We start from the raw sequence: 12726 nt of genomic DNA on the forward strand, positions 1-12726 counted from the left end.
AAGGAAAACATGCCCTCTGCCGTATATCGCATGATCCAGACACAGCATGGAGCATAGATTGATGCCGCGTGGCTGCATTGCCCTGATCTCATCGAGCCATGGCGAGGAGGCCTCCGCCATCGCGGCAGCCCTGACCGATCTGGCAGCCCTTGCCTCCCCAGGGCCGGACGCATGCGCGGATCCGGATGTGCGAGGCATCGTCATCGTCACTCCGCCCGCCACGGGAGCGAATCTGGCGCGTCACGCGCTCGCGGCCGGCAAGCACGTCATGATGGAAGCGTCGGCGGTGTCGACTGGAACACTCGAAGCGCTTGCACGGGAGGCGGACGCGCGTGGTCTGTTCCTATGCGTCTGGAACCGCTGGGCGTACGCCCCCGCCTTCCTGCGGCTGAGAGCGCTCAAAGCGGAAGGCGCGCTCGGCCGGTTGCGGCACATCACCGCCCTCCGGCCGTGTGGAGACGGGAGCGATCCCTGGACCGCCTGTCACGAGGCTATCGGCGCGGTGATGGCGCTGGTCGGGCGGGATCCCTCCACGGTCCAGGCCCGTGTCGTCACCACCGCCTCGCGAATGTTGCCGGCTGCGGTCACCGTTCTTCTCGATTTCCCGTCGGGGGAAACGGCGGAGGTGACGGCGACCACGCTCTTAAACGCGCGCGACGACCTGTTCGCCGTGGCCGGCGACCGCCGGCGGGCGGTCCTGGACTGGAACGCCCAGCCGCACCGGGCGCTTCGGCTGTTCCCGATGCGCGAGGATGGGGACGAGGACGGCGCTCCCGCGCCGGTCGGCCCGGAAAGCGCAATCCACCGGGCCTGTGCGCATTTCCTTGACGTCGTCCGGCAGGGATCGCGCCCACTGACCGACGCCACCGACGCGATGCCGGTCCTGCGCGTGATGGACGCCGCACGCGCGGCTGGCGAAGGGGATAGGCACGCCCGGACGGGAAGGATCACCACGATTCCCGGCGTCAGCGTCCATGAAAGCGCCTGGGTGGACGCCCCCGCGGAGATCGGCGAGGGGACGCGCATCTGGCATTTCACCCATGTGCTTGCCGGCGCGCGCATCGGCCGCAACTGCAACATCGGGCAGAACGTGATGATTGGCCCCGGCGTGACGGTGGGCAATGGCTGCAAGATACAGAACAACGTCAGCATCTATCCGGGCGTCGAACTGTCGGACGGCGTCTTCTGCGGCCCGTCCTGCGTGTTCACCAACGTCATCAATCCCCGGGCCGAGATCGAACGCAAGACCGAATTCCGGACCACGTTCGTCGGGCGGGGTGCGTCCATCGGCGCCAATGCGACGATCGTGTGCGGCGTCACGCTGGGCGCCTACAGTTTCATCGCCGCCGGCGCGGTCGTGACCCGCGACGTTCCTCCCCATGCCCTGATGGCCGGTGTACCGGCGCGGCGCATCGGCTGGATGTCGCATGCCGGGCACCGTCTCGGCCCCAACCTGACCTGCCCTTCCGAAGGGCGGCGCTACATGGAGACAGGACCGGACCGGCTGGAGGAAATCAACCGTTGAACGGACAACGGGCGAGCGGCGCAGCGTGCCGTGCAAAATTGAAGCTTTATTTACCAATGCCACCACATTGTTGCGGACCGCATACGCTTCGACGGCGGTGCGCACGCTCAAGGCCGGCACTGCTCCTAAGGACACCGTCCCTTCATGTCTGCGTCTCGCCCGTATAGGATCCTGATCACCGGCGGTGCCGGCTTCGTGGGATCGAATCTCGCTGTGCGGCTGGCCCACCATCTGGACGGAGCAAGCATCCTCTGCCTCGACAACCTGAAGCGGCGTGGATCCGAACTGGCGCTGCAGCGGTTGTCCAAGGCGGGTGTCGCCTTCCAGCATGGCGACATCCGCAATCCGGAGGATCTTGCCGAAGCCGGCCGTTTCGATCTCCTGATCGAATGCTCAGCCGAACCATCCGTCCACGCTGGCTACGACGGCAGCCCCTCCTACCTCGTGAACACGAACCTCGTCGGCACAGTCCATTGCCTGGATGCGGCGCGCCGGTGCGGCGGCGACATAATCTTCCTGTCCACCAGCCGCGTCTATCCGATCGACAGCCTGCGCGCATTGCCTCTGGAGCGGCGCGGCGATCGCTTGGTCATCCGCGACGGAGCCGCGGGCACCGGATGGTCGGCCCGTGGCATCACCGTCGATTTCCCGATGCGCGGCAGCCGTTCTCTTTACGGTGCGACAAAGCTGTCCTCGGAACTTCTGATCGAGGAGTACGCGGCGCTCTACGGGCTTCGTTCCGTCGTCAACCGCTGCGGGGTCCTGACCGGCCCCTGGCAGATGGGGAAGGTGGATCAGGGATTCGTTGTGCTCTGGGCAGCCCGCCATCTCTTCGGTGGCCCGCTTGGCTATTCCGGCTTCGGGGGCGAAGGCATCCAAGTGCGCGACATTCTTCATGTCGATGATCTGTTTGACCTGGTTCGCCGGCAGATCGCCGGTATGGATCACGTCCGCGGGCAGGTGTTCAACGTCGGCGGCGGCTTGGCGAACAGCACGTCGCTGGCCGAGCTGACGGACGCCTGCGCACTCCGCGTGGATTGTCGCGTCGCCGTGGCGTCGACGCCCGAGACTAGGCCGGCGGATATTCCCTGGTACGTGACCGACAACACGGCCGTCACCGAAGCCACCGGATGGACTCCGACCCGCTCGGTGGACATGATCCTCGACGACATCTTCCAATGGCTCGGCGACCATCGCCATGTCCTGGAACCTGTTCTCCGCTGACGCCGTGCCGGAAAGCACACAAGAAATGTCGCCGCCACGGCCAAGAACACATAAGGAGAAGCGAGATGTCCGTCCTCATTGTCACTGGGTCGGCTGGGCTGATCGGCGCCGAAGCCGTCGGGTTCTTTGCGGAAAAGGGCTTTGGCGTCGTCGGCGTCGACAACGACATGCGGCGTTACTTCTTCGGCGACGAGGCCAGCACGACCTGGAGCCGGGAACGGCTGGAGAAACGACATCCGTCCTACACCCACATCACGGCCGACATCCGCGACCAGGACGCCATGGACGCGCTCTTCGCGCGCTACGGCTCGGCCATCGCGCTGGTCATCCACACGGCCGCGCAACCCTCCCACGACTGGGCGGCGCGCGAGCCTTTCACCGACTTCTCGGTCAACGCCAACGGCACGCTGAACCTGCTGGAGATGACCCGGCGTCATTGCCCGGACGCGCCCTTCATCTTCACCTCGTCCAATAAGGTCTACGGCGACACACCCAACGCCCTGCCGCTGGTGGAGCGCGAGACCCGCTGGGAGCTGGACCCGTCCCACCCCTGGGCCGAACACGGCATCCCAGAAGACATGAGCATCGACCAGACCAAGCACAGCCTGTTCGGCGCCTCCAAGGTCGCCGCGGACGTGATGGTGCAGGAATACGGGCGCTATTTCGGCATGAAGACCGCCTGCTTCCGCGGCGGCTGCCTGACCGGGCCGGGCCATTCCGGCGCTCAGCTCCACGGCTTCCTGGCCTATCTGATGAAATGCGCGGTCACCGGCACGCCCTACCGCGTGTTCGGCTACAAGGGCAAGCAGGTGCGCGACAACATCCATTCCTTCGATCTGGTGAACGCCTTCTGGCACTTCTTCCAGAAGCCGCGCAGCGCCGAGGTCTACAACATCGGCGGCGGTCGCCATTCCAACTGCTCGATGGCGGAGGCCATTGCCAAGGCCGAGCAACTTACCGGCCGTTCGATGGTCTGGAGCTACGACGAGACCAACCGAATCGGTGATCACATCTGGTGGATCAGCGACATCCGGCGCTTTCAAGAGCATTATCCGGACTGGTCGCTGACCCGCGACATCGACGGCATCCTGGCCGAGATGCACGCCGAAATGGCTGACCGGTTCGCCCGCCAGTGATGATTGGCCTGAGAATGACGATCCGCAGGGAGCGGTGGAAGGAAGCGCGATGAAGGTCCTGTTCAGCAATCCGCCCTGGTGGGTCAAGCGGTTCGAGTTCGATGGCGACGACGCCCCGGCCTCGGCGTGGTTCAGCGGCGTGCGCGCCGGTTCGCGGTGGCCGCACACCAACCAAGCCCACTCCTCGCCCGGCAACTTCGTGTTCGGCGAATACATGCCCTATCCCTTCTTTATGGGCTACGCCGCGACCTACGCCGCCAAGGCCACCGGGGCGAAGGTGACGTTCCGCGATTCCATCGCGCTGCGCGAGTCCTACGACAGCTATTTCCAGCATCTGCGGGACGAGCGGTACGAGTACATCTTCATCGAGACGGCGACGCCCTGCTGGGACCACGACCAGACCATCGTCCGCCGCATCAAGGAGATCCTGCCCGACACGAAGATCGTGCTGACCGGCGCCCTGTCCGCCAAGGGCGAGGCGGTGCTGGCCGACCATCCGGTCCACGCTGTCATCCAGGGCGAGTACGAGAAGGGCAGCGTGCGCGTGCTGAACGGCGCCACCGGCGTGCTTTCCCACGAGCTGCTGACGGTGGCGGAGATGAACGCCGCCCCCTATCCCTACTTCGACGACGTGATCGCCCACCGCTATTGGGACGTGAACCCCGCCGGGCAGAAGGCGCCGCAGCTCCAGGTCTGGGCCAGCCGCGGCTGCCCGTACAAGTGCATCTTCTGCGTCTGGCCGGCGACCATGACCGGCAACGACCCGGACGGCACCGGCAAGCGCTCGGTCCGCTTCTACGAGCCGGACTACGTGGAAGGGATGCTGCGCGAGCTGGTCGGACGCTACGGCTACCGGTCGATCTATTTCGACGACGACACCTTCAACCTCGGCGACAAGCACGTCCTGGGGATCTGCGAGGTGATGACCCGCATCGGCCTGCCCTGGTCGGCCATGTGCCGCGCCGACACCATCAAGCTGGAAACGTGGCAGGCCATGCGCGACAGCGGCTGCTTTGGCGTCAAGCTGGGCTTCGAGAGCGGCAACCAGTGGGTCAACGACAACATCGTCAACAAGCGCCTGAACCTGGAGACCGCGCGCGCCGCGGTGCATGAGATCAAGCGTTTGGGCATGACGGTGCACGGCACCTTCACCTACGGCCTGCCGGGCGAGACGCGCGAGCAGATGCAGGACACCAAGGCCTACATCGCCAGCCTGCCGCTCGACACCTTCCAGGAGACGGGCTGCGGCGAGATCGAGGGCACGCCCATGTCCACCCTGCGCGAGAAGGGCCACCTCGACCGCTACGCGGGGGCGGCGCTCGACGAGCAGTATCTCTATGTGCCCGACGGCGGCGAGAAGATGCGCCTCCTGTCCGAAGGCGACCTCGCCATCGGGGCCGACAAGGCCAAGAGCAGCTCCGACTACCTGATCCGCCAGTGGCGCGCGCTGGGTGCCGCGGTGACCGAAGCGGCGGCGGACGGCCCGGTGGCCCTGTGGGGCGTCGGCACCGACTTCTTCGAGACGTTGGGGCAGGTGCCGGCGCTGAAGCCGCTCATCACGGAGGGCCGCGTGCGGCTGTTCGACGGCAAGCTGGCCGGGCAGTCGCTGGACGGCGCCCCGGTGGAGGCCCCTGCCGCCCTGCCCGGCTTCGCCGGGCCGGTCTTCCTCACGCCGCGCATCGTCTCCTCCCGCACGGCGATGCGGCAGGACGCGGCGCGGCTGGGAATTCCCGCCGCCGCCCTGCGCGATCTCTACAACGACGCGCCCGTTCCTGCGGAATGACGGGCGGGGGAGAGGCGGTCAGGCCAGGAACCGGGCCAGCCTCTCCCACCCGCCATCCGGAGTCGGGGTCCGCTTGCAGGCGAACCAGACCGCGGTGACATGCAGGGCTTCGCCGGTGCGGGCGGCGAAGTTCGGGTTTCCAGACCCCGGCGCGCCGGTCGCCACGAACCGGTCGAGCGTGGCGTCGCTGAGCGACAGGTCCACCGGCCCCCGCGGTTCCAGCCCGCTTTCCGACAAGATGCCCCCAAGGGACGCCGCCTGACGCGGGGTGAGCCCCGGCACGCCCGGACGCCCGTTCAGCCGGATCTCCGCCGAGAAGGCCAGAACCCCGCCCGGCGCCAGGCGCCGGTCGATCCAGGCCAGCACCTCCGCCGCCTTTCCCTCCGCCGCCAGACGCGGCAGCGTGTTCTGCGGCAGGACGGCGGCGTCCCACGGCGCGTCGGCGAACAGATCCCGCCCCGGCATCCCGTGATGGATCGCGATGCGGTCGCGGTGGAAGCGGCGCGGCTTGGCGAGCCAGGGGTCGCGGTCGCCGCGCGCCACCCGCTCCGCGTGGGCCGCCGCCCCTGGCCCGACATCGACCACCCCGACGGCCCGCGCCAGCTCGGTCAGCATGAGGTAGAAGCCGTCCACCTCGGCGCTCAACACCAGGGCGCGGGACGGACGCTCCAGCACCCCTAGCCGGTCGAGGCCGTAGAGGAACTGGGCGCGCTCCCAGGTGCCGCGGCTGCGCTTGAAGAAATTGTCGATGTTGTTGCGGGCGTCCTCGTCGCGGCGGCGCTCCGCGTCGGCATCATCGATGTAAGGGGCCTGGAAGGTGGAGACGTTGGTCCGCACCCGCACCGCCCAGGGCCGCCAGGACGGGTCATCCCAATCCTCGGCGGCGGCGAGCTTGCTGAGCGCCGGGGGGCCGGAGGGGCGTTCCTGCGCCGGCAGGAGGATCTCCGGGCGCAGCCGGGCGGCGTTCCGGTGGCGCGCCGCCGCGGCCTTCAGGGCGGCCACCCGGTCCGGCGCCACCCGCTCCACGCTGGTCAGGCCGGGCCAGTCGAGGGCGGCGACCAGCGGCCCGCTCCAGCGGCGCGGGTCGGCGGCCTCCAGGTCCTCGGTGGCCAGCAGGGCTTCCAGGTCGCGGCGCATCAGATGCACCTCGCGCGGGGCCGGTGGGACCGGCCGGGCGAGGCGGGCGGCCAGGAAATCCTCCAGCGTCGTCAAGGGCTGGGCCTCCGCCCGCGGCTCCGGCTCCAGCAGGCCGCGGACGACGGCGGCCAGCCGCGGGGCGATGCCCTGGAGGGAGAAACGTTGCATCGCCACCCGGTGGGCGGCCTCGGCGACGTCCCGGCGGAAGGCGTCGTCGCCAATCAGCCGGGCGAGCGCCGCGGAGTAGCCCTCCATCCCCTCGGCCAGCAGGCCGGACACACCGTTCTCCAGGCAGTGCGTCACCTCGCCCACCGGCGTGGCGCAGACCGCCACTTTGGCCAGCAGGAACTCGAACATCTTCGTCGGGCTCTTGGCGATGTTGAACTCGTTGTGCGAGTAGGGCAGCACCCCGATGTCCATCTCGCGCAGCACGGCCGGAATCTCGGTTGGCGGAATAAACTCGTGCAGGTCGATGTTCGGCAGGTCCGGGTAGCGCTCCCGCACGCGAAGCTTCAGCTCCTCCCAGGCGCGGCCGAAGCCGATGATGTGGAAGCACGCCCGGTCGCGGATGGCGCGTGGCACCAGCGCGAAGGCGTCCACCGCGAACAGCACGTCCTTCATGGGAATGTCGCCCCAGAAGTCGCCGGAATAGAGGATGTTCACGCGCTCGCCGAAGCGGCGGCGTGGCGCCTCGCGCCGGTCAGCTGTGAACAGGTCCTGGTCGGCCACCGTGTGGATCAGGTGCGTGTTCGAGTTCAGCGGGGCCAGCAGATTTTCCAGCCGGTGGCTGGCCGCCACGCAGGCTCCGGCCCGGTTGGCGACCGTGTGGAAGAGCTGATCGGGCCGCAGGCTGGGGAACCAGGGCTCCAGCCGGCGGAAGGACTGCATGTCCAGCTCGTAGTCGTCGTAGTCTAGGACGATCCGGTTGCCGCCCCGCTCCGCCGCCAGGGCCGCCGCCAGCGTGTGGTAGCCGACCTTCTGCACATAGAGGACCGCCCGCGGGTTGGTCGCCAGCACCCGGTGGGCCTCCAGGTTCAGGCGGATCTTCTCCTCCTCGGGGATGGTGGACAAGGCGCCGGCCTGGTCGGTGGCGCCCAGATGGTCGAAGAAGGACAGCACCTCCGCCCGCAGCCCCTGCTGGCGCAGCGCCTTGGCGAAGTTGTAGCAGCGCACCCGCGCGGAGGGCTGCCTGAAGCCGTCCTGGGCCAGGAAGATGACGTCCGCCGCCGCGTAGCGGGCGAGGGCGTCCGCGTCGAAGAGCGGCGGCAGGGTCATGGGGGCTCGGCATAGGGAGGCGGGAAAGGCACCGCTATCTACCGCTGCTCGGCAAGGCCCGGCAAGCCTTCCCGCACCGGCTGTGACCAGTGATCCCGCTGTGGCCATTTTGGGACCGTTGTCACACATCCAATCGATAGTGGTATGTCAATTCTGGGACTCGAGGGAGCATTTCGCAACCCTTGGGACGGGCGGCCTCCCGCCCGCAGGCTCCAGGGTCCCGCATGTCCACGTCCCCGCAACGGACCATCGAGATCCCGATCGTCGTGAACGCCTGGGGCGTGTCCGCCGGCCAGGCGCCGCATTTCCGTCTGCTGGTCGATGGCGTGATGATCGGCGAGGCCTGGGTCGCCGCCACCTCCAGCACGCCCTATCGCTTCACCGCCACGGTCGATCCCGATCAGGCCCACCGGATCTCGATCTGGTACGACAACGACGGGGTGATGAACGGGGTGGACCGCAACCTGTTTGTCGGCTCCATCGTCGTCGACGGGCAGGAGGTCAGGTCGACCGACGCGCGCGCCACCTACGACAAGGGCGCGGTGGATGGAAAGGACGTGGTCGCCGGCCAGACGGGGCTCTACTGGGGCGGCCTGCTGTCCTTCGGGCTGGGGGAGGAGATGTTCGGCGGTCCGCTGGTCCGCCCCCCGCCGAAACCGGAGGAGGTCATCACCCGGCCCATCCCCATCACCGTCGAGGCGGCGCGCGGTGCGTCCGCCACGGGGGCGGTGCGCGTCAAGGTTCTGGTGGACGGCACGCTGGTCGGGGAAGCCGAGGCCGCGTCCGGCACCGCCGAACGCTTCACCTTCGGCGTCACCCTGGACCCGTCCGTTGCCCACACGGTGCAGATCCTGCCTGTGGGAGATCTGACCATCGGAACCGTGGCGGTGAACGGGAAGACCCTCGCCGCCCCCGCGCCCGCCCAGGACGGCTCCGTCACCCTCGCGGTCGCCGCCCCCGTGTTCCAGGGCACCGCGTCGGACGCTCAGGCCCCGCAGGGCGACGCCTTCTACGTGGCGAAGAACGGCAACGACGCCTGGTCCGGACGGCTGGCCGCTCCCAACGCCGAGGGCACCGACGGCCCCTTCGCCAGCCTGGAGCGGGCGCAGGCGGCCATGCGCGCCGGCACCATCAAGACCACCTACGTCCGCGAGGGCTCCTACAATCTGACGGGCACGCTCGGCCTCGGCGCGCCGGACAGCGGCGTCCGCATCCTCGGCTACCCGGGCGAGCAGGCGGTCCTCAGCGGCGGTGAGCGGGTCACCGGCTTCACCTACGAGGGCAACGGCGTCTGGTCGGCGCCCCTGTCCGCGGCGCCGGGTCTGGACGTCACCGTCGACGGCGTGCGCTACCGTCTGGCCTCCAAGGCGGCCTACGACCCGCAGGACCCGACCACCGGCTGGTTCGTCGCCGACGCGAGCGCCTATGGCGCCAGCAAGAACGCCCTGCGCTACCAGGCCGGGCACGTCACGACCGCCGATCTGGTGCCGGGCAGCCGGGTCCAGGTCTTCGACACCGAACGGCTCCAGGACGCGATCCTGACCGTCGCCGGCATCGACACGGTGACGCGCACGCTGACCTTCACCGCCGACGCGCCTTTCACCATGCGCGACGGCTCCACCTTCAAGCTGCTGGGCAACAGCGCGCATGTCGACCAGGTGGGGGAGTTCGCCTACCGCGCCTCGGACGGGCGGCTGGTCATCAAGGCGGGGGAGGACTTCACCGGGACCGGGGTGGAGGTCGCCCGGCTCGGCACGCTGATCCGGTTGAACGGCGCCAACGGGGTGACGGTCCAAGGGCTGACCTTCGCCAACACGACGACGGACGGCAACGCGCTCGACGTCCTCAACGGCGACGTCAACACCATCGCCGGCAACAGCTTCGTGAACGTCGGCACCGGCATCCGACTGACCCAGGGATCGGACCGCAATCTGGTCAGCGGCAATTATCTGGACCATCTCGGCATCAACGGCATCGCGCTGACCGGCCAGTCGATCGGCAACATGGTCACCGGCAACCGCATCCAGCACATCGGCGAGGTGCGCAAATACGCTGGCGGCATCATGGCGTCGGGGATCAGCGACACGGTGATCTCCCACAACGACATCGACCACAGCTCGCGCTACGGCATCTCGGTCAAGAACTGGGACAGCGCGACCATCAGCCTGAACAACGCCATCCTCCACAACCGCGTCCGCAACACCGGCGAGGAAACCGCGGACTCCGGCGGCATCGAACTGCTCGGGCGGTCGAACCTGCACACCGGCACGCGGATCGAAGGCAATTGGGTCGAGCACACCGGCGGCATCGCCACCACCAGCACCGGCCAGTGGCTGCGCGACTACAAGGGCTACGGAATCTATCTGGACGACCTGACCAGCGGCGTGACGGTGAAAGGCAACTTCCTGCACGACACCGCCTGGGCCGCCGTCATGATCCATGGCGGCCACGACAACACCGTTACCAACAACATCAGCGTACTGGGCGCCAACGGCGAGAGCTTCATCCGCCTCGAATGGGTTCCCCTGGCGGGCGCCGCCGGCATCCCGGCGAACAACACGGTCACCGGCAACCTCGTGTCGGGGGCGGCGCCGCTCGGCGGCTACGTGACGATCCTGTCGGCGGGGCAGAACGCCATCGACGCCAACTTCCTGCACCAGGTCGGCACCTACGGGGCGAACGACCGGACCGGGGACCCGCTGTTCGCCGACGCCTACAACCACGACTACAGCCTGCTGCCGCTGTCCCCGGCGCTCACCGTTGGCCTCCAGGATCTCGCCTGGACGCTGATGGGCATCGTCTCCGCCGGCGGAACGGCGCCCCCACAGGAGGGTGGCGGGGGCATCACTCCCCTGCCCCCGTCCGATCCCCAGACCAACCAGCCGCCGGCCCCGGAGCCGGTGCCCGATAACGGGACACCCGCCACACCGCCGGTCCTCGAGCCCGACAGCGGCACGCTCCCGACCCCGCCGGCCTCTTCCCCGCTTCCCGACTCCGCGCCGGAACGCCCGTTCGTGCCTTTCAGCCGCACCGTGAACGGGGTGCAGCAAACGGTGGCCGCCTATGCCTATGAGGGTCCGGTGGCCAACCTGCAGTGGGCTTTCCTGGGCATGGCCGAGGACGAGGTGGTCGGCGGGTCGGACGGCAACGACTTCATCCACCTGATGGGCGGCAACGACGCGGCCTGGGGCGGTGCCGGCGACGACGTGCTGGACGGCGGATCGGGCTCCAACTGGCTGATCGGCGGGCCGGGTCATGACACCTTCTTCGTCGATGGCCGTGGGGGCGAGGTCACCTGGTCCACCATCGTCGATCTGGAGCGGGGCGAATGGGCGACCCTCTGGGGGTTCGTGCCCGGCCAGTCCCGGCTGACCTGGGAGGAGATGGGCGGCGCCGACGGCTACAGGGGCGCCACGGTCCGCTGCGACATCGACGGCAACGGCACCATCGACGCCAGCATGACCTTCACCGGATTGGCCGTGAGCACCATGACCGTCACCACCGGCATGGCCGGCAACGATTCCTACATCGCCTTCATCACCCTGTAGCCGGCTCCTCCTCCTTCCCACCATGCGCCGCAGGACCCACGCGCACGCCCCGGCAGACGGCAGGGACGGGCGAAGCGCGTTTCATCGCGCGTTATCACCGCGCCCTTCATAACGCTATGGAAAACAACGATTTTTTTATTATCGGGGTTGACGATGACACGGGAAGGGATCACGGTTTGAACAACGGATAGTAAAAAACCCAGTCTCCGATACGCCGTTTCGCGGGATCGACAGGGCGGAAATGCACCGGCTTGCCTCCGAACCGAAAAGGAACAGTCCCTCATGACCAGCACGACAGCGGAGCTTGAAGCGCTCCTCATGCAGCGGTCGCTGACCGACGCGCAGCTTCTGGCGGCGGCGGACGCGGCGGCGGATTTCCGCATCCTGCCGAACGCGACGGTGCTCAAGATCGGCGGGCAGAGCGTCATCGACCGCGGCCGCGCCGCCGTCTACCCGCTGGTCGACGAGATCGTCGCCGCCCGCAAGGACCACAAGCTGCTGATCGGAACCGGGGCCGGCACCCGCGCCCGCCACCTCTACTCGATCGCGGCGGGGCTGAACCTGCCGGCGGGCTTGCTCTCGCAGCTCGGCGGCTCGGTCGCCGACCAGAACGCCGCGATGCTCGGCCAGCTCCTCGCCAAGCACGGCATCTCCGCGGTGGACGGCGCCGGTTTGTCGTCGGTACCGTTATTCCTGGCCGAAGTGAACGCCGTCGTCTTCAGCGGCATGCCGCCCTACAAGCTGTGGATGCGCCCCGCCGCCGAGGGCGTCATTCCACCCTACCGCACCGACGCCGGCTGCTTCCTGGTGGCCGAGCAGTTCGGCTGCAAGGCGATGATCTACGTGAAGGACGAGAACGGGCTCTACACCGGGAACCCGAAGACCTCCATGAACGCCACCTTCATCCCGAAGATCTCGGTGGACGAGATGAAGGCGAAGGGGCTGCAGGACTCGATCCTGGAATTTCCGGTGCTCGACCTGCTGAAGAACGCCCGCCACATCCGCGAGGTGCAGGTCATCAACGGCCTCGTCCCCGGAAACCTGACCCGCGCGCTCGCCGGCGAGCATGTCGGCACCATCATCACCGCGCGCTGAAGG

Annotated in this window: 7 protein-coding genes; 6 read left to right on the forward strand and 1 reads right to left on the reverse strand. The window is 68.2% G+C overall.

Annotated features, from left to right (window positions below):
• The first annotated feature begins 61 nt into the window (after window positions 1–61).
• The 4 genes from H0B54_RS30250 (at window position 62) to H0B54_RS15770 (ending at window position 5668) form a co-directional block, all read left to right on the forward strand.
• Window positions 62–1525, forward strand: a complete 1464-nt coding sequence (locus H0B54_RS30250) for a DapH/DapD/GlmU-related protein (protein WP_188261110.1) — start codon at window positions 62–64, stop codon at window positions 1523–1525.
• Window positions 1526–1669: 144 nt separating this feature from the next.
• On the forward strand, window positions 1670–2749 hold the full coding sequence (locus H0B54_RS15760; protein ID WP_188261111.1) for an NAD-dependent epimerase/dehydratase family protein: 1080 nt from the start codon (window positions 1670–1672) through the stop codon (window positions 2747–2749).
• A 65-nt stretch (window positions 2750–2814) separates the two neighbouring features.
• A complete protein-coding gene (locus H0B54_RS15765; RefSeq protein WP_188261112.1) occupies window positions 2815–3885 on the forward strand; it encodes an NAD-dependent epimerase/dehydratase family protein in 1071 nt (356 codons plus the stop codon).
• Between the two features lie 49 nt (window positions 3886–3934).
• Window positions 3935–5668 carry a B12-binding domain-containing radical SAM protein gene (locus H0B54_RS15770; protein WP_188261113.1) on the forward strand — a complete coding sequence of 578 codons (1734 nt, stop codon included), beginning with the start codon at window positions 3935–3937 and terminating at the stop codon, window positions 5666–5668.
• An 18-nt stretch (window positions 5669–5686) separates the two neighbouring features.
• Here the strand turns inward: H0B54_RS15770 and H0B54_RS15775 are convergent, their stop codons facing one another.
• Window positions 5687–8080, reverse strand: coding sequence for a glycosyltransferase (locus H0B54_RS15775; protein WP_188261114.1), 2394 nt, complete (start codon window positions 8078–8080; stop codon window positions 5687–5689).
• Window positions 8081–8304: 224 nt separating this feature from the next.
• On the opposite strand from H0B54_RS15775, the gene H0B54_RS30255 reads away from it, so the two are divergent.
• Together H0B54_RS30255 and H0B54_RS15785 are read left to right on the forward strand one after the other, a co-directional pair.
• On the forward strand, window positions 8305–11628 hold the full coding sequence (locus H0B54_RS30255; protein WP_188261115.1) for a carbohydrate-binding domain-containing protein: 3324 nt from the start codon (window positions 8305–8307) through the stop codon (window positions 11626–11628).
• A 282-nt stretch (window positions 11629–11910) separates the two neighbouring features.
• On the forward strand, window positions 11911–12723 hold the full coding sequence (locus H0B54_RS15785) for an amino acid kinase family protein (protein WP_188261116.1): 813 nt from the start codon (window positions 11911–11913) through the stop codon (window positions 12721–12723).
• Window positions 12724–12726 lie beyond the last annotated feature (3 nt).

It is taken from the genome of Azospirillum tabaci, from assembly GCF_014596085.1.
Taxonomy (GTDB): Bacteria; Pseudomonadota; Alphaproteobacteria; order Azospirillales; family Azospirillaceae; genus Azospirillum; species Azospirillum tabaci.